The following is a 17,150-nucleotide window of genomic DNA, read 5'->3' on the forward strand; positions in this document are numbered from 1 at the left end:
TCCAGGGGTTCGGGCGGGGCCGCCGCCGCGGGCCCGCGGGTGCCGTCCCGGCTGCCGGTCGCCAGGCGCCCGGCGGACAGCGCCATCGCCGCGACCACCGAGGTGATCACGCCGAAGGCGCCCTCGGAGGACAGGCCCTCCGCGAGCCAGCCCGTGACGGCCGGGGCGGTCAGCACCGACAGGTAGGTGATGGTGGCGACGCCCGCGACGCCCTCGCCGGGCGTCCGGCCCCGGTCGCCCGCCGCCGCGAACACCAGCGGCAGGACGGTCGCGACCCCGATGCCGATCAGCGCGAAGCCCGCGATGCCCGGCACCGGGGTGCGGGCCGTCACCACCAGGACGCCGCCGAGCACCGCGGTCGCGCCGCCGTAGCGCACGACCCGGACCGGCCCGAACGCGCGGACGAGCCGGTCGCCGGCCAGCCGCGTCGCCGCCATGAACGCCATGAACCCGGTGAAGCTGGCCGCCGCCACCCCGGGCCCGGCGCCGGCCACCTCGGTGAGGTAGACCGCCGACCAGTCGGCGCTCGCGCCCTCGGCGAACGTCGCGCAGAAGCCGACGAGCCCGATGCCGAGGATGGACCGGTTCGGCAGCGTGTACCGGCGCGGCGCCGGTGCGTCCGCCGCCGCCCGGTGCGCGAGCAGGCTCCGGCCCGCGAGGAGGCCGGCCGCGAGCAGGGCGGCCGCCATCAGACCGAAATGGACGCGGGCGTCGACCCGCTCGTGCGCCGCCAGGACGCCGATGCCGCCCGCCAGCATGCTCCCGACGCACCACAGCCCGTGCAGTCCCGACATGATCGGGCGTCCGAGATGCCGCTCGACGTTCACCGCGTGCCCGTTCATGACGACGTCCGAGGTGCCGGCGGCCGCGCCGTAGAGGAACATCGCGGCGAACAGCCAGCCGGGCGCGGGCGCCAGCGCGGGCAGCAGCAGGACCCCGCACCACAGCACGATCAGGATGCGGACGGCGGGACGCTCCCCGATGCGGTGCGCGAGCCGGCTCGCGGTCGGCATGGCGAGGAACGCGCCGATGGACGGGCACAGCAGGGCGAGGCCGAGGACGCCGGGGCCGAGGTCGAGGCGGTGCTCGATCCAGGGGATGCGGGTCGCGAGGGTCCCCGCCACGGCCCCGTGGACGGCGAAGACGGCGGCTATCGCGCGGTGGTGGCTCATGGCCCGAGAAACTAACAGGCAGGCTTCCTGATGAAAAGAGTTTTTCGGCAGGGAGCCTGACTAATATGGGCGCCGTGAAGACCGCCGACCCCACGATGGCCCGGGCGATCAACGACCGGCTCGCCCTCGACCTGCTGCTCGAGCACGGCCCGCTGACCGCGACGCAGCTGCGCACGCTGACCGGGCTCTCCCGCCCGACCGTCGCGGACCTGATCGAGCGGCTGCGCGAGAGCGGGCTGATCGAGCCGGCGGGGGAGACGGGCGCCGACCGGCGCGGCCCGAACGCCCGCCTCTACGGCCTCGTCGCCGGACGCGCGCGCGTCGCGGGCGTCGACCTGCGCCGCGACGCCGTGCACGCGGTCGTCGCCGACATCGCCGGGACCGAGACCCGCACCGTGACGCGGCCCCTGCCGCCCGCCCCCGACCTGCCCGCGTTCATCGACGGGGTGATCACCGAGGCGCTCGGCGAGGCCGGGGCGGGCCCGGGCGCGCACACGATCGTGCTCGGCACCCCCGGGCTCGTCCGGCCGCGCACCGGCCTGGTCACCGCGAGCGGTGTCCCCGGCGGGCGCCCCGACCTCGGCCGGGAACTGGAGGCGCGCACCGGCGCGCGGGTGATCCTGGAGAACGAGGTCAACCTCGCCACCATCGCCGAGCACCGCGCCGGCGCGGCGGCGGGCCGCGCCGACTTCGCGCTGCTCTGGCTGGACGACGGGATCGGCGCCGGGATCGTCCTCGACGGGCGGCTGCGGCGCGGCGCGTCCGGCGGCGCGGGCGAGGTCGGGCTGCTCAAGGTCGGCGCCACCGACTTCTGCGGCCTGCTGGAGACGTCCGCCGTCCGCGGCCTCCCGCTGGACGCGGTCGCGGAGCGGATCGCCCGGGGAGTGTTCGCGCTCGTCGCCGTGCTGGATCCCGGTCTCGTCGTGCTCGGCGGCGCGTTCGGCCGCGCGGGCGGCGACGAGCTGGCCGCCCTGGTCGCCGCCCGGCTCGGCGAGCTGTCCCCGGCCGACACCGAGATCCGGCCCGCGGTCGTCGCGGGCGACCCGATCCTGCGGGGCGCGGTGCTGACCGCCCTCGACGCGGCCCGCGACGCCGTCTTCGGCCGCGCCGCGTCCCCGGAGCCGGCGCGGTAGGCCGCGGCGCCCTGCACCCGCCCGCCCGCTCTAAGCCCGGGCGGGGGCGACCGGACGAACGCGGGCGCCCTCCCGGCCCGCCCCGGCCCCGGTCAGCCCTTGGGCAGCCGCTCGCCGGTGCGCAGCCGGTCCAGGCCCAGCCAGATGAACTCCACCGCCATCTGCTCCGCCCGTTCGCGGGGCGTGTCCGGGTGCTCCAGCCACCACGACACCATCGACAGCATCGACCCGTACATGAGCGGGACGAGCAGCCGCGCCCGGTGCTCGTTCACCGCGAGGGCGGCGGGCGACAGCTTGGGGTCGGCGCGGCGCCGCCGCAGCAGCAGGTCGGCGAACGCGGTGCCGAGCCGGTCGCGCAGCTCCCGCAGTTCCGGCCCCACCTCGGGCTTGTCGAGGTGCCGGATGACCAGCGCCCACGCGTCCGGTTCCGCGGTGGCGTAGTCGAACAGCACCCGGATCATCGCCCGGATGCCCTCCCGGGAGTCGTGCTCGGCGAGCACCGCCGCGTTCAGCCGTCCGGTGAGCTCGGCGACGATCGCCTCGGTCACCTCGACGAACAGCTCCTCCTTGGAGGCGAAGTGCTGGTACAGCAGGGCCTTGGACACCTGCGCCGCCGCCGCCACGTGCTCCATCTGCGTCAGGTGGTAGCCGCGGCGGCCGAACTCGGCCAGCGCCACCTGCAGCAACTGCTCGCGCCGCCGGGCGTACGGCATCCGCCGCCGCACGCCCGGGGACGCGTCCCCCGTCGATCCGCTCATCTACCGTTCGTCCGCCGATCGGTCACTTGCCGAGGTACTTGCCCAGTTCGGCGCGGGCCACGGACCGGACGTGCACCTCGTCGGGCCCGTCCGCCAGGCGCAGCGTCCGCAGGCCGGCCCACATGGCGGCCAGGGGGGTGTCGTCGCTGACGCCCGCGCCGCCGTGCACCTGGATGGCGCGGTCCACGACCTCGAGCGCGACGCGCGGCGCGATCACCTTGATGGCGGCGACCTCCGACCGGGCCGCCTGCACGCCCTGCTCGTCGATCATCCAGGCCGTCTTCAGGGTGAGCAGCCGCGCCTGCTCGATCGCCATCCGCGACTCGGCGATCTGCTCCCGGACGACGCCCTGCTTGGCGAGCGGCCCGCCGAACGCCTCCCGCGACACCGCGCGCTCGCACATCAGCTCCAGCGCCCGCTCGGCCATCCCGATCGCGCGCATGCAGTGGTGGATGCGGCCGGGGCCGAGACGGGCCTGCGCGATGGCGAAGCCGCCGCCCTCCTCGCCGATCAGGTTCTCCACCGGGACCCGCACGTCGGTCAGCCGGATCTCGCAGTGGCCGTGCTGGTCCTGGTAGCCGAACACGGGCAGCGGGCGGACGATCTCGACGCCCGGGGCGTCGACCGGCACCAGCACCATCGACTGCTGCCGGTACGGGTGGCCGTCCGGGTCCGTCTTGCCCATGACGATCATGATCTTGCAGCGCGGGTCGGCGGAGCCGCTGATCCACCACTTGCGCCCGTTGATCACGTAGTGGTCGCCGTCCCGCTCGATGCGGGTGGAGATGTTGCGGGCGTCGGAGCTGGCGACGTCCGGCTCGGTCATCGCGAACGCGCTGCGGATCTCGCCGTTCAGCAGCGGCTTCAGCCACGTCTCCTTCTGCTCGGGCGTGCCGAACAGGTGCAGCACCTCCATGTTCCCGGTGTCGGGCGCCGCGCAGTTGGTCGCCTCCGGGGCGAGGTTGGGGGAGCGGCCCGTCACCTCGGCCAGGGACGCGTAGTCGGTGACGCTCAGGCCGTGCGCCGGGTCGTCGCTGTCGGGAAGGAACAGGTTCCACAGCCCGCGCCCGCGCGCCTCGACCTTGAGGTCCTCGACGACCTGGGGCACGTGGTGCTCGCGGCCCCGCTCGCGCAGCTCGCGCCGCTGGGCCGCGTAGACCGGCTCGGCCGGGTAGACGTGGGAGTCCATGAAGTCCTGGAGGCGCCCGAGGTAGTCCTGCGCCCGCTCGCTCAAACCGAAGTCCATTCCGCTAGAGTAACTGACGAGTCAGTTACTTTGGAGGGGAGTCCCCATGAGCGTCGACCGCAGCGGCTTCGACGGCACGGGCAAGGTCGCGCTGATCACCGGCGGTGCCAACGGCATCGGGGCCGCGGTCGCGCGGCGGCTCGCCGCCGGGGGCGCCCGGCTCGTCATCGCCGACGTGGACGAGCGGGGCGGCGCCGCCCTCGCCGACGAGCTGGACGGCGCGTTCGTGCGCTGCGACGTGCGCGAGCCCGCCGACAGCGAGGCGGCCGTCGCCGTCGCCGTCGACCGGTTCGGCGGGCTGGACGTCGCGTTCCTCAACGCGGGCGTCGCCGGGGGAGGCGGCGTCGGCGACGACTTCGACCCCGTGGCCTACCGCCGCGCGATGAGCATCAACCTCGACGGCGTCGTGTACGGGGCGCACGCCGCCCTCCCCGCGCTGCGCGCCCGCGGCGGCGGCGACATCGTCGCCACCGCCAGCATGGCCGGGCTCACCGCCACCCCGTTCGACCCCGTCTACGGCGCCAACAAGGCCGCCGTCGTCGGCCTCGTCCGCGCGCTCGGCCCCACCTACGCGCCCGAGGGCATCCGGGTGAACGCGCTGTGCCCCTCGTTCGCCGACACCGACATCCTCGAGGGCATCCGCGGGCACCTTCGGGAGACCGGCTTCCCCATCCTGGAGGTCGCCGACGTCGTCGAGGCGTTCATGGCGATCCTCGCCGGCGACGCCGCGGGCGAGGCGTGGTACGTCGTCCCCGGCCGCCCGCCGGAACCCTTCCGCTTCCGGGGCGTCCCCGGCCCCCGCTGACCAGCCGCCCGAGCAGAACGGAGACACCGAGAACCATGCGCGCCGTACAGATCACCGAGTTCGGCGGTCCCGAAGTGCTGAACGTCACCGAGCTGCCCGACCCGGTCGCCGGGCCCGGGCAGCTGCTCATCGACGTCGCCCGCGCCGGGATCAACTACGCCGACACCCACCAGGCCGAGAACAGCTACCTCGCCGAGTCCACGCTGCCGATGGTGCCCGGCGGCGAGGTCGTCGGCACCGCCCCGGACGGGCGCCGCGTCGTCGCGCTCGTCGGCAGCGGCGGCTACGCCGAGAAGGCCGTCGCGCCCGAGACGCTCGCCTGGGACGTCCCCGACGCCGTCGACGACGTCACCGCCCTCGGCATGGTCGTGCAGGGCGCGTCCGCGTGGGTGCTGCTGCGCCGCAACGTCCACCTGGCGCCGGGCGAGTCCGTCGTCGTGCACGCCGCCGCGGGCGGCGTCGGCACCCTCGCCGTGCAGCTCGCCAAGGCGTGGGGCGCGGGCCGCGTCATCGCCACCGCCTCGTCCGAGGAGAAGCGGGCGCTCGCCCTCGAACTCGGCGCCGACGTCGCCGTCGACGCGAACGAGCCGAACATGAAGGACGCGCTCATCGAGGCCAACGGCGGCCGCCGCGTCGACACCGTCCTGGAGATGACCGGCGGGACCGTCACCGACGAGAGCATGAAGGCCCTCGCCCCGTTCGGCCGCCTCGCGTTCTACGGCATGGCGTCCCGCAAGGAGCCCAGCCCGGTCCGGCCCGCCGCGCTGATGTCGCACTCCACCACGATCTCCGGCATGTGGCTGGCGCACGTCTTCCGGCTGCCCGGCGACGTCATGCGCACCGCCCTCACCGAGCTGTTCGGCCTCGCCGCGGACGGCCGGCTGCGGGTGATCGGCGGCGGAGAGTACGGCCTCGACGAGGTCCGCCGCGCCCACGAGGACCTGCGGGCCCGCCGCACCAGCGGCAAGCTCGTCCTCGACCCGTCCCGGTGACCGGCCCGGATCAGCCGCCGACGAGCCCGTTCTCGTACGCGTAGACCACGGCCTGCGTGCGGTCGCGCAGCGCCAGCTTCGTCAGGACGTGCCCGACATGCGTCTTCACGGTCTGCTCGGCCAGGACCAGCTCCGCCGCGATCTCCGCGTTCGACAGCCCGCGGGCGATGAGCCGCAGCACGTCCCGCTCCCGGGGCGTCAGCCCGGCCGTCGCCTGCGGGCTCGGCCGCTGGTGCCGGCGGCGCCGCGCGAAGTCGCCGATCAGCCGCCGGGTGATGGACGGCGCCAGCAGCGCGTCGCCCGCCGCCACCACCCGCACCCCGTTCACCAGGTCGGCCGCCGACGCGTCCTTCAGCAGGAACCCGCTCGCACCCGACCCGAGCGCCTCGTACACGTACTCGTCCAGGTCGAACGTGGTGAGGACCAGGACCTTCGGCCGCGCGCCCGCCGGGTCGGCCTCCCCGTTCGCCTCGCCGAGGGGCGTGCCGACCAGCTCGGCGGTGGCGGCCAGCCCGTCCATCTCCGGCATCCGGATGTCCATCACGATCACGTCGGGGTCGAGTTCGCGGGCCATCTCCACGGCCTCCCGGCCGTTCCCCGCCTGCCCGACCACCTCGATGCCCGGATCGGAGGACAGCAGCGCCGCGAGCCCGTCGCGGATCATCACCTGGTCGTCGGCGATCAGCACCCGAATCGTCACGACGCCACCTTACGGCGCCGCGCGCACCGGCCGCCGATCAATCGCCGTCGCCGTACGGGAGCTGCGCGACGACCGTCCAGCCCTTCCGGCGGCCCTCGCCCTCCGCGCCGTCCTCGCCGTCCTCGCCGTCCACGGGCCCCGCCTGCAGGTCGCCGCCCAGCATCATCGCGCGCTCGCGCATCCCGACCAGGCCGTGGCCGCCGCCGTGCGACTCCGCGGGCGTGCTGCGGGCGCCGTCGTCGGCGACCGTGACCCGCAGCGACGCCGGCCCGTACCGCACCTCGATGTGCACCCGCGAGCCCGGCGCGTACCGGGCGGCGTTGCTGAGCGACTCCTGGACGATCCGGTACGCCGACAGGTCCACGCCCGCGTTGAGCGGCCGCGGCATCCCGGCGACCACCGTGGCGACCGACAGCCCCGACCGGCGCGCCGTCGAGACCAGGTCGTCCAGCAGGTCCAGGCCCGGCTGCGGCGTCCGCTCGGCGCTCTCGTCCTCGGAGCGCAGCAGCCCCACCACCCGCCGCGTCTCGGTCAGCGCCTCGCGCGCCGCGTCCCGCACGACGCCGAACGTCTGCCGCGCCGCCTCCGGCAGCTCGGGGATCTTGTACGGGGCGGCCTCCGCCTGCATCGCGATCACCGACATGTGGTGCGCGACGACGTCGTGCAGCTCCCGCGCTATCCGCGCCCGCTCCTCCAGCACCGCCTGCCGGGCGAGGTCCTCGCGGTGCTGCTCCTCGCGGCGGCGCAGCTCCGCCATCGCCGAGTGCCGCCCCCCGACCGCGTCGCCGAACGTCAGCGCCAGCGCCGCGAGCGCGGCGAGGATCGTCCCGAACCAGCCGGGCGTCCCGAACAGCACCGCGGGCGCGATGACCCCCGCGATCGTGACCGCGCCGACGCCGACGGTCGTCTCCCGGTCGCAGCCCACCCCGACGAAGAACAGGATGACCACCATCGCCAGGATGGCCGTGACCGGCCACGGCATGAACCCCTCGCCGTGCCGGACGAGGACGATCAGCAGCATTCCCGCCGCCGCGGTCCGCCACGCCCGCAGCGGCCACCGCGCCGCGAAGATCAGCGGCGCCGCCTGCAGGACGCCGAGCGGCCAGGCGACGCCGGGGTCCATGCCGTCCGACACGATGGAGATCGCGATGGACCCGGCGGTGAACCCGATCGTCAGGGCGAACAGGAACGCCATCAGGGGGTAGCGCAGCGCCGGCTGCGAGGGCAGGAGCGTGACGCCCGGCTCGTCCCCGCCCGGCAGGACGGCGGAGCGCACGCCGGCCGTCAGCCGCGGCCGTCCCGCGTCGAAGTGGTCCGTCTCGTTCATTTGGAAGGAAGCCTAGGACGTGCGGGAACGGGCACGCCTGCACCCGTGGAGGGAGATCCGGACCGCCTCCCGGGTATCGGGCGCGCCGGCCCCGGCGCGGCGATCTTGCGCGCGCTCCAGGTCCGGGCGGACACTGCGCACATGACGGACCTGAGGCATCCGATCTTCGCCCGGCTCTACCCGCGGATCGCCGCCGCGTCCGCGAAGGCGGGCTCGGACGCGCACCGCGCGGAGCTGCTCGCCGGCGCGTCCGGCCGCGTCCTGGAGGTGGGCGCCGGGCACGGGGCCAACTTCCCGCACTACCCGCCGGAGGTCACCGAGGTCGTCGCGGTGGAGCCGGAGCCCCGGCTGCGCCGGGCCGCGATGGCCGCCGCCGCCCGGGCGCCCGTCCCGGTCTCGGTGCGTCCAGGACGCGCCGAGGACCTCGGCCTGGACACCGCCTCGTTCGACGTCGTCGTGGCGTCGCTGGTGCTGTGCTCGGTGCGGGACCCGCTGCGCGCGCTCGCCGAGATCAGGCGCGTCCTGAAACCGGGCGGCGAACTGCGCTACTACGAGCACGTCCGGGGAAGCTCGCCGCGCAAGGTCCGCTTCCAGCGGTACGCCGACCTCGTGTGGCCGTTCCTGTCCGGCGGCTGCCGCGTGGCCCGGCCGACCGACGCGTTCATCCCGCGCGTCGGCTTCACCGTCCGCGACGAGCGCCGGTTCGAGTTCCCCGGCTCGGGCCCGCCGAACCCGGCCTCCCCGCACGTCCTGGGCGTCGCCGTCCGCGACTGAGCGCGCCCGCCGCCCGCCTCGCGGGCGCCGCCCGCGCCGGCGCCCCGCATAAGACCGGCGCTCCCGGGAAGATCGCCGGGCATGACGGCATCGGACGGCGACGGGCCGGCGGCGCAGGAGGCTCCCCCCGGCCGGCCCCCCTCCCATTCGGCCGCGACCGCCGTGCTCCTCGCGGGCGCGGCGGCCCTCGGCGGCTTCCTGTTCGGCTACGACTCCTCGGTGATCAACGGGGCCGTGGGCGCGATCGAGGACCGGTTCGGCCTGAGCGAGTTCGCGGTCGGGTTCGTCGTGTCGGCGGCGCTGCTCGGCTGCGCCGCCGGAGCCTGGTTCGCGGGCCCGCTCGCCGACCGGCTCGGCCGGGTCCGGGTCATGCAGATCGCCGCGATCCTGTTCGTGCTCAGCGCCCTCGGCTCCGCGCTGGCGTTCAGCGCGGTCGACCTGACGTTCTGGCGGGTCGTCGGCGGGCTCGCGATCGGCGCGGCGTCCGTCATCGCCCCCGCGTACATCGCCGAGATCGCCCCCGCCGAACTGCGCGGGCGGCTCGGCTCGCTCCAGCAGATGGCGATCGTCCTCGGCATCTTCGCCGCGCTGGTCGTCGACTACGTCATCGTGCGGGTCTCCGAGGGCGGGGCGAGCGGCGACTTCCCCTGGGGCGGGACGGCGTGGCGGTGGATGTTCGGCAGCGAGGTCGTCCCCGCCGTCGTCTACGGCGTGATCGCCACGACCATCCCCGAGTCGCCCCGCTACCTGGTGAAGCGGCACGAGACGGCACGGGCCCGGGACGTCCTGGCCAGGCTCATGCGGCCGAGCGAGGTCGAAGCGAAGATCGGGCAGATCCGCCGGTCGCTGCGCGCCGACCGGCCGGTGCGGCTGAGCGACCTGCGCGGGCGCACGTTCGGCCTGCTGGCGGTCGTGTGGGTCGGCATCCTGCTGTCGGTGTTCCAGCAGTTCGTCGGCATCAACGTGATCTTCTACTACTCGTCCTCGTTGTGGCAGGCCGTCGGCTACAGCGAGAGCGACGCCATGTTCACCTCCGTGATCAACTCGGTGGTCAACGTGGTGTTCACGCTGGTGGCCATCGCGCTGATCGACCGGATCGGGCGGCGGCCGCTGCTGCTGACCGGCGCCGCCGGCATGACGCTGTCGCTGGGCACGCTCGCCGTCTGCTTCTCCACGGCGACCGTGGTGGACGGGGAACCGGCGCTCGGCGACGTCGCCGGCCCGGTCGCGCTCGTGGCCGCGAACGTCTTCGTCGCCTCGTTCGCCGCGACCTGGGGCCCGGTCGTGTGGGTGATGCTCGGCGAGATGTTCAACAACTTCATCCGCGCGGCCGCCCTCGCCGTCGCGACCGCGTCGCAGTGGATCGCGAACTGGGTCATCACGACGACGTTCCCCGAGCTGTCCAGCGTGTCGCTCGTCCTCGCCTACGGGCTGTACACCTTCTTCGCCGCGCTGGCGTTCCTGTTCACCTGGAAGGTCGTCCCGGAGACCAAGGGCCGCGAGCTTGAGGACATGGACAAGCTCACCGTGAGGTCCCGCCGCGCGTGACGCCCGCGCGCGGCGGCCCGCGCGCGACCGGTTCGTCCGATACATTGGGACCATGCGAGCCGCGCACGCCGACGTGTTCGAGACGACGACGCCGGGTCACCCCCGGCGCTGCGGCCGCATGTCCTGACATTGCACGCGGTGAGGCCCCGGGAGCGATCCCGGGGCCTCACCGCTTTCCGGGATCGCGCCGGAGCCCGCCCCCGGACGAAGGAGGCAGGCGAATGGACGAGCCGAAGGGGCGGGATGCGTCCGGCGCGGTTCCCGACTCGATAGCATCGGAACCCGCCGACCCCGAACCGTCATCGCGAGGAGTACCCGTGTCCACCGTGTCTGAGCTGCGCATCACCCTCGACGGGAGCGAACGGGTGGTTCCCGCCGGCTCGACCGCCGGGCAGGCCCTCGACGCAGACGGCCGCACCGTCATCGCCGCGCGGGTGAACGGCGAGCTGCGCGACCTGGCCGGTGAGCTGCACGACGGCGACAGCGTCGAGCCCGTCGAGATCGGGTCCGACGACGGCCGCGCCATCATGCGGCATTCCGCCGCGCACGTGATGGCGCAGGCCGTCCAGGAGCTGTTCCCCGAGGCGAAGCTCGGCATCGGCCCGCCCGTCGAGAACGGCTTCTACTACGACTTCGACGTCGCCGAGCCGTTCACCCCCGAGGACCTCAAGCGCATCGAGAAGAAGATGCGCGAGATCGTCAAGCAGGGGCAGCGGTTCGCCCGGCGGCCGGTGTCCGACGACGACGCCCGCGCCGAGCTGGCCGCCGAGCCCTACAAGCTCGAGCTGATCGGCCTCAAGGGCGGCGGCGCCGAGGACGCGGCCGAGGGCGCGGACGTCGAGGTCGGCGCCGGCGAGCTCACCATCTACGACAACCTCGACGCCAAGTCCGGCGAGCTGCGCTGGAAGGACCTGTGCCGCGGCCCGCACCTGCCGAGCACCCGCGTCATCCCGGCGTTCAAGCTGATGCGCTCCGGCGGCGCCTACTGGCGGGGCAGCGAGAAGAACCCGCAGCTCCAGCGCATCTACGGCACCGCGTGGGAGTCCCGCGAGAAGCAGGACGAGTACCTGAAGTTCCTCGAGGAGGCCGAGAAGCGCGACCACCGCAGGCTCGGCGCGGAACTCGACCTGTTCTCCTTCCCGCCGGAGCTCGGCAGCGGCCTGCCCGTCTTCCATCCCAAGGGCGGAATCATCCGCAAGGAGATGGAGGACTACATGCGGCGGCGGCAGCAGGAGGCGGGCTACGAGTTCGTCAACACCCCGCACATCACCAAGTCGTCGCTCTTCGAGACCTCCGGTCACCTGCCGTACTACGGCGACGACATGTTCCCGCCCTTCGAGGTGGACGAGGTCGAGTACCGGGTCAAGCCGATGAACTGCCCGATGCACAACCTCATCTTCCGGTCGCGCGGACGGTCCTACCGCGAGCTGCCGCTGCGCCTGTGCGAGTTCGGCTCGGTCTACCGGTACGAGAAGTCCGGCGTGGTGCACGGGCTCACCCGCGTGCGCGGCATGACCCAGGACGACGCCCACATCTACACCACCAAGGAGGAGATGGGCGACGAGATCAAGTCGCTGCTGGACTTCGTGCTCAGCGTCCTGCGCGACTTCGGTCTCTCGGAGTTCTACCTGGAGCTGTCCACCAAGGACGACTCCGGCAAGTTCATCGGCGACGACGCCGACTGGGCGGAGGCGACCGCGGCGCTGCGCCGTGCGGCCGAGGAGTCGGGCCTCGATCTGGTCGACGACCCGGGCGGCGCGGCGTTCTACGGGCCGAAGATCTCGGTGCAGGCCAAGGACGCCATCGGCCGGACCTGGCAGCTGTCGACCATCCAGCTCGACTTCAACCAGCCGAAGCGGTTCGGGCTGGAGTACCAGGCCTCCGACGGGACCCGGCGGCAGCCGGTGATGATCCACCGGGCGCTGTTCGGCTCGATCGAGCGTTTCCTGGGCGTGCTCGTCGAGCACTACGCGGGCGCGATGCCGCCGTGGCTGGCGCCCGTCCAGGCCGTCGGGATCCCGATCGGCGACGCGCACGTCCCGCACCTGGAGAACGTCGCCGCGGCGCTGCGCGAGCGCGGGATCCGGGTGGAGGTCGACACCTCCTCCGACCGCATGCAGAAGAAGATCCGCAACGCGCAGAAGCAGAAGATCCCGTACATGCTGCTGGCGGGCGACGACGACGTCGCCAAGGACGCGGTGTCGTTCCGCTACCGCAACGGGGAGCAGAAGAACGGCGTGCCGATCGGCGAGGCGGTCGAGGAGATCGCCGGGGCCGTCGAGGCCCGCGTGCAGATCTGAGGCGCCCGGGCGGGCGCCCGCCGCCGGACGCGCGGTGGGCGCCCGCCCGAGTTGGTAGCCTCGACGCTCATCGCGCGGGCGCGTCGCGCGGGGGAGCGAGAGAGGCTGGACGCGGATGAAGACCAGGAGGCCGGTGCGGAGCGGCCGGTCGATCTGGGGGCGGATCGCCGGGTACGGCGGCGCGGTCCTGCTCGCCGCGGCGGCCGTCGCGGTCCTGCTCATGCCCATGCTGGAGGACGGCGGCGGCGCGGACCCCGCGGGCGCCCGGGGCCCCGCGAACGGTGCGACGACGCCGGCCGACGCGCCCACCCGGCACACCGCGCCGCCCCCGACCATCGTGACGCCCGGGGCGACCGCGCCGGGGACCGGCGGGACGCCGGGCGGCGGGAGCGGCTCGTCCGGCGGGCCGGCCGGGAACGGCGGGCCGCCGATGCCCGGCGCGGGCGGCGGTACCGGCGCGTCGTGGTGCCCGCAGGGGACGGCCGTCTACCGCGCGACCGGCACGGGCGTCGACGTCGTCGTCGCGGTGGCGTCCAGCGGCGCCGTCCGGGCCGAACTCCAGCTCCAGGGGGCCGACCCGCAGTCGCAGCAGACGACGATCCGGGGCGGCAGCCCGCACACGTTCCGCTTCACCGGGGTGTCCCCGCAGCGCCTCGAACGCGTGAAGATCACCACCGTGTCGGTGGGCGTGGCGATGCAGACGTGCTACGCCCGCGCGGCCGCCTGACCGGTTCTCAGGCGGGCGGCCTGCGGACGTCCTCGACCGACACGTTGACGGCCGCGACGCGCATCCCGAGCATCAGGCCCGCCATCCGCGCCGCGTTCTCCTGCACGGCGCCGGCCACGTCCCTGATCACGCTGCCGTAGGCGACGACGATGCCGAGGTCGAGCGTCACCTCGTCGTCGCGGGTCCGCACGCGCACCCCGCCGTCGCCGTCACCGGGCGGCGCGGACAGCGCGACGACGCCGCGCACGTCCAGCGCGGCGAGCTCGGCGATCCTCGCGACCACCGCGTCCTCGATCGCGATGCGCCCCTCCACGCCCGTCCCGCCCTGCTCTCCCGCCGGACGCGCGTCGCCGTGCGGGCGCGGGGGCGGGACGGGCGCCGCGGGCTGCCGGTCGCCCGCGAACCCGGGGGCGGCGGGCGGCGGCGCGGACAGCGGCGTGCCGGGAGGCGGCGTCGGTCCCGGCGGGCCGGAGAAGAACCGCATCGGGCCGGTGTCCGGGCGCGGGGCCGGGCGGCCGGGCTCGGCGGGACGCTCGTCGGGCTCGCTCATGATCGCTCCCATGGGACGGGTCGGACCGCCATGATGGCGGACGCGGGCGGCGGACGCCGGTGGCGATCATCATCGTGGCGGAAGGCCGGGCGCGGCGTCACGGAGCCCCGCGGTCACCGGCGCGTCCGGGACGTCCGCCGGAACCCGCCTGCGGCCCCGCGGGGGCGTCTCTCTATGCTGCTGGACAGGCCGTGAACAAAGGAGACCGCCGCCTTGACCGCAGAGCCGGAGGAGCCCGTGGAGCGCGAGGAGCGGCACGGGCGCGAAGAGCCGTCCGGGGCGGACCCCGGTGACCGGCGCAGCCCCCGCCTCGAGGAGGAGCGGGGCGGAGCGGGCGTGCCCGACAATTTCCAGCGGCTCTGGACCCCGCACCGGATGGCCTACATCAAGGCGACGGGATCGGGAGGCGGCTGCCCGTTCTGCGAGATCCCGAAGATGACCGACGAGGAGGGCCTCGTCGTGTCCCGGGGTGAGACCGTGTACACGGTGCTCAACCTGTACCCGTACAACTCCGGGCACCTCATGGTCGTCCCGTACCGGCACGTCGCCGACTACGGGGACCTGGACGAGGCGGAGTACGTCGAGCTCGCGGAGTTCACCCGGCTGGCGCTGGCGGCGCTGCGCAAGGCGAGCGGCGCGCAGGGCTTCAACATCGGGATGAACCTCGGCCTGGTGGCGGGGGCGGGGATCGCCGCGCACCTGCACCAGCACATCGTCCCCCGGTGGGGCGGCGACACGAACTTCATGCCGGTCGTCGGGCACACCAACGTGCTGCCGCAGCTGCTGCGCGAGACCCGCCGGATGATCGCCGACTGCTGGCCGGGCGAGGACTGAGCGCGCCCCCGCCGTGGCGGGGGCGGACGGCCGTCTCGGCCGCCCCGCCCCCGCCGGCGTCCGGTCAGCCGGGCTCGTGCGACGCGGCGGCGACCTTCTCGGTCAGGTGCGACGGGAGCGGCTCATAGCGCAGGAACGCGCGGCTGAACGTGCCGGTGCCGTGCGACATCGAGCGCAGGTCGATCGCGTACCGGACGATCTCGAGCTGCGGCACCTCCGCCTTGATCGCGGTGCGCCCGCCGGGGATCGCGCGGGAGCCGAGGACGCGGCCGCGCCGCGAGGTCAGGTCCGACATGACCGTCCCGACGTGCTCGTCGGCGATCAGCACGTCGACCTCGTCGACCGGTTCGAGCAGCAGGATCGGCACCGACGCCGCGGCGTCCTTGAGCGCCTGGGCGCCCGCCGCCTGGAAGGCCATGTCGGACGAGTCGACCGAGTGCGCCTTGCCGTCGCGCAGCGTGACCTTGATGTCGACCAGCGGGTACCCGGCGGACACGCCGCGCTCCATCTGGTGCCGCACGCCCTTCTCGACCGACGGGATGAACTGGCGGGGGATCACCCCGCCGACGATCTTGTCGACGAACTCGAAACCCGCGCCGGACGGCAGCGGCTCGACCTCGATGTGGCAGATGCCGTACTGGCCGTGCCCGCCGCTCTGCCTGACGTGCCGGCCGAGGCCCTTGGCGGAGCCGCCGAACGTCTCCCGCAGCGGCACCCGCAGCTCCGCCCGGTCGACGTCGACGCCGTAGCGGGTGTGCAGCCGCTCGATCAGCACCTCGGCGTGCGCCTCGCCCATGCACCACAGGACGAGCTGCCGGGTCTCCGAGTTGTTCTCCAGCCGCAGCGTCGGGTCCTCGGCGACGAGCCGGGCGAGCGCCTGGCTGAGCTTGTCCTCGTCGGCCTTGGAGTGCGCCTTCACGGCGACCGGCAGCAGCGGGTCGGGCATCGACCACGGCGCCATGATCACGGGGGAGCCGGGGTCGGAGAGGGTGTCGCCGGTCTCGGCGCGGCTCAGCTTGGCGACGGCGCAGATGTCCCCGGCGATGCACGACGACACCGTCCGCTGGGTCTTGCCGAGCGGCGAGGTCAGCGCGCCGACCCGCTCGTCGACGTCGTGGTCCTCGTGCCCGCGGTCCTCGAGGCCGTGCCCGGACACGTGCACGACGGTGTCGGGCCGCAGCGTCCCGGAGAACACCCGGACGAGCGAGACGCGGCCCACGTACGGGTCGGAGGCGGTCTTGACGACCTCGGCGACCAGCGGCCCCTCCGGATCGCAGGCGACCTCGCGCGGCGGGCCGCCCGCGACCGGCGTCACGGTCGGGATGCCGTGCTCCAGCGGCGACGGGAACGCCTGGGTGATGACCTCCAGCAGTTCCTGCATGCCGATCACCGGGCCGGGACGGTCGCCGTGCGGCACCGACGTCGCCAGCACCGGGTAGAAGCTGCCGCGCGCCACCGCGGTCTCCAGGTCCTCGATCAGCGCCTTGACGTCGATCTCCTCGCCGGACACGTACCGGTCCATGAGGGTCTCGTCCTCGCTCTCCTGGATGATCCCCTCGATCAGCGAGGCGCGCTGCTCGGCGATCTGCTCCAGGTAGCGCGGGTCGGGCTCGCACTCGGTGCGCCGCCCGGTGGAGTAGTCCAGGCAGCGCTGCGTCAGCAGCCCGATCAGCCCGGTCGGGCCGCCGTCCCCGTCGGTGGGGAAGTAGACGGGGGCGACGCCCTCGCCGAAGGCGTCCTGGCAGGCCAGGACCGTGTCGTCGTAGTCGCCGCGCTGCTGGTCGATCTTGGTGATGACGACCGCGCGCGGCATCCCCACCGCCGCGCACTCCTCCCACAGCATCCGGGTGAGCCTGTCGATGCCGTCCACCGCCGAGATCACGAACAGCGCGGCGTCCGCGGCGCGCAGCCCGGCCCGCAGGTCCCCGACGAAGTCGGCGTATCCGGGGGTGTCGATCAGGTTGATCTTGATGCCCGCGTGCTCGAGCGGGGCGAGCGCGAGGTTGACCGAACGCCGCCGCCGCAGCTCGGCCTCGTCGAAGTCGCTGACGGTGGTGCCGTCCTCCACCCGGCCGGCCCGCTGGATCGTGCCGGTGGCCGCGAGCAGCGCCTCGACGAGCGTCGTCTTGCCCGCCCCCGAATGGCCGACCAGCGCGACGTTGCGCACCTTGTCGCACCCGCCGGCCGCCGGTGCCCTGCCGGCGCCTCCGGTGTGGCCTCCCTTGTCCGCCATGGCTACCTCCTCGGACGGGTCGCGGCGCGCACCTCCGCGCGCGGGCCCGCG

At 74.3% G+C, this 17,150-nt stretch carries 15 protein-coding genes; 8 read left to right on the plus strand and 7 right to left on the minus strand.

All coding sequences use genetic code 11. The features are described from left to right. Positions 1–1,172, minus strand: a 1,172-nt coding sequence (locus ACFQ11_RS24290) for an MFS transporter (RefSeq protein ID WP_378302451.1), incomplete at its 3' end; no start/stop codon positions are given. Between the two features lie 74 nt (positions 1,173–1,246). Here ACFQ11_RS24290 and ACFQ11_RS24295 point away from each other — a divergent pair. Then, positions 1,247–2,305 (plus strand): ROK family transcriptional regulator, encoded by a 1,059-nt coding sequence (locus ACFQ11_RS24295; RefSeq protein WP_378302453.1) that lies wholly within the window; start codon positions 1,247–1,249, stop codon positions 2,303–2,305. Positions 2,306–2,397: 92 nt separating this feature from the next. On the opposite strand, the gene ACFQ11_RS24300 is transcribed toward ACFQ11_RS24295, so the two are convergent. Together ACFQ11_RS24300 and ACFQ11_RS24305 are read right to left on the minus strand one after the other, a co-directional pair. Then, positions 2,398–3,063: a TetR/AcrR family transcriptional regulator gene (locus ACFQ11_RS24300; RefSeq protein WP_378302455.1), complete on the minus strand. Its 666-nt coding sequence runs from the start codon at positions 3,061–3,063 to the stop codon at positions 2,398–2,400. Positions 3,064–3,085: 22 nt separating this feature from the next. After that, positions 3,086–4,309, minus strand: a complete 1,224-nt coding sequence (locus tag ACFQ11_RS24305) for an acyl-CoA dehydrogenase family protein (RefSeq protein WP_378302457.1) — start codon at positions 4,307–4,309, stop codon at positions 3,086–3,088. 46 nt (positions 4,310–4,355) lie between these two features. Here ACFQ11_RS24305 and ACFQ11_RS24310 point away from each other — a divergent pair, with 46 nt between their 5' ends. Together ACFQ11_RS24310 and ACFQ11_RS24315 are read left to right on the plus strand one after the other, a co-directional pair. Continuing rightward, on the plus strand, positions 4,356–5,114 hold the full coding sequence (locus tag ACFQ11_RS24310) for an SDR family oxidoreductase (protein WP_378302459.1): 759 nt from the start codon (positions 4,356–4,358) through the stop codon (positions 5,112–5,114). Between the two features lie 35 nt (positions 5,115–5,149). Continuing rightward, the gene (locus ACFQ11_RS24315) at positions 5,150–6,106 is read left to right on the plus strand and encodes a quinone oxidoreductase family protein (protein WP_378302461.1); all 957 of its coding nucleotides are present in this window, start codon (positions 5,150–5,152) and stop codon (positions 6,104–6,106) included. Between the two features lie 10 nt (positions 6,107–6,116). Here the strand turns inward: ACFQ11_RS24315 and ACFQ11_RS24320 are convergent, their stop codons facing one another. After that, on the minus strand, positions 6,117–6,770 hold the full coding sequence (locus ACFQ11_RS24320) for a LuxR C-terminal-related transcriptional regulator (protein ID WP_378302531.1): 654 nt from the start codon (positions 6,768–6,770) through the stop codon (positions 6,117–6,119). 73 nt (positions 6,771–6,843) lie between these two features. Beyond that, positions 6,844–8,133 (minus strand): sensor histidine kinase, encoded by a 1,290-nt coding sequence (locus ACFQ11_RS24325; protein WP_378302463.1) that lies wholly within the window; start codon positions 8,131–8,133, stop codon positions 6,844–6,846. A gap of 141 nt (positions 8,134–8,274) precedes the next feature. Between ACFQ11_RS24325 and ACFQ11_RS24330 the strand changes: the two genes are divergently transcribed. The 4 genes from ACFQ11_RS24330 to ACFQ11_RS24345 all read left to right on the plus strand — a co-directional run bounded on the left by ACFQ11_RS24330 (position 8,275) and on the right by ACFQ11_RS24345 (position 13,482). Next, positions 8,275–8,907, plus strand: a complete 633-nt coding sequence (locus ACFQ11_RS24330) for a class I SAM-dependent methyltransferase (protein ID WP_378302465.1) — start codon at positions 8,275–8,277, stop codon at positions 8,905–8,907. Positions 8,908–8,988: 81 nt separating this feature from the next. Next, complete coding sequence (locus tag ACFQ11_RS24335; RefSeq protein ID WP_378302467.1) at positions 8,989–10,455, plus strand: sugar porter family MFS transporter; 1,467 nt, start codon at positions 8,989–8,991, stop codon at positions 10,453–10,455. Between the two features lie 317 nt (positions 10,456–10,772). Beyond that, entirely contained in the window at positions 10,773–12,755 is a 1,983-nt protein-coding gene (thrS, locus tag ACFQ11_RS24340) for a threonine--tRNA ligase (protein WP_378302469.1), read from the plus strand. A gap of 115 nt (positions 12,756–12,870) precedes the next feature. Continuing rightward, positions 12,871–13,482: a hypothetical protein gene (locus ACFQ11_RS24345; protein WP_378302471.1), complete on the plus strand. Its 612-nt coding sequence runs from the start codon at positions 12,871–12,873 to the stop codon at positions 13,480–13,482. A 7-nt stretch (positions 13,483–13,489) separates the two neighbouring features. Here the strand turns inward: ACFQ11_RS24345 and ACFQ11_RS24350 are convergent, their stop codons facing one another. Then, complete coding sequence (locus ACFQ11_RS24350) at positions 13,490–14,032, minus strand: Asp23/Gls24 family envelope stress response protein (protein WP_378302473.1); 543 nt, start codon at positions 14,030–14,032, stop codon at positions 13,490–13,492. A gap of 213 nt (positions 14,033–14,245) precedes the next feature. On the opposite strand from ACFQ11_RS24350, the gene ACFQ11_RS24355 reads away from it, so the two are divergent. Continuing rightward, entirely contained in the window at positions 14,246–14,866 is a 621-nt protein-coding gene (locus ACFQ11_RS24355) for an HIT family protein (RefSeq protein WP_378302475.1), read from the plus strand. A 64-nt stretch (positions 14,867–14,930) separates the two neighbouring features. On the opposite strand, the gene ACFQ11_RS24360 is transcribed toward ACFQ11_RS24355, so the two are convergent. Then, positions 14,931–17,099, minus strand: coding sequence for an elongation factor G-like protein EF-G2 (locus ACFQ11_RS24360; protein WP_378302477.1), 2,169 nt, complete (start codon positions 17,097–17,099; stop codon positions 14,931–14,933). Between the last annotated feature and the right edge of the window lie 51 nt (positions 17,100–17,150).

It is taken from the genome of Actinomadura sediminis, assembly GCF_042675525.1.
Taxonomy (GTDB): domain Bacteria; phylum Actinomycetota; class Actinomycetes; order Streptosporangiales; family Streptosporangiaceae; genus Spirillospora; species Spirillospora sediminis.

Coding starts and splice junctions, on each gene's coding strand:
- ACFQ11_RS24310 (WP_378302459.1), top strand. CDS start 4,356: ATGAGCGTCGACCGCAGCGGCTTCGACGGCACGGGCAAGGTCGCGCTG.
- ACFQ11_RS24335 (WP_378302467.1), top strand. CDS start 8,989: ATGACGGCATCGGACGGCGACGGGCCGGCGGCGCAGGAGGCTCCCCCC.
- ACFQ11_RS24360 (WP_378302477.1), bottom strand. CDS start 17,099: ATGGCGGACAAGGGAGGCCACACCGGAGGCGCCGGCAGGGCACCGGCG.
- ACFQ11_RS24320 (WP_378302531.1), bottom strand. CDS start 6,770: ATGATCCGCGACGGGCTCGCGGCGCTGCTGTCCTCCGATCCGGGCATC.
- ACFQ11_RS24345 (WP_378302471.1), top strand. CDS start 12,871: ATGAAGACCAGGAGGCCGGTGCGGAGCGGCCGGTCGATCTGGGGGCGG.
- ACFQ11_RS24325 (WP_378302463.1), bottom strand. CDS start 8,133: ATGAACGAGACGGACCACTTCGACGCGGGACGGCCGCGGCTGACGGCC.
- ACFQ11_RS24315 (WP_378302461.1), top strand. CDS start 5,150: ATGCGCGCCGTACAGATCACCGAGTTCGGCGGTCCCGAAGTGCTGAAC.
- ACFQ11_RS24350 (WP_378302473.1), bottom strand. CDS start 14,032: ATGAGCGAGCCCGACGAGCGTCCCGCCGAGCCCGGCCGCCCGGCCCCG.
- ACFQ11_RS24305 (WP_378302457.1), bottom strand. CDS start 4,309: ATGGACTTCGGTTTGAGCGAGCGGGCGCAGGACTACCTCGGGCGCCTC.
- ACFQ11_RS24330 (WP_378302465.1), top strand. CDS start 8,275: ATGACGGACCTGAGGCATCCGATCTTCGCCCGGCTCTACCCGCGGATC.
- ACFQ11_RS24300 (WP_378302455.1), bottom strand. CDS start 3,063: ATGAGCGGATCGACGGGGGACGCGTCCCCGGGCGTGCGGCGGCGGATG.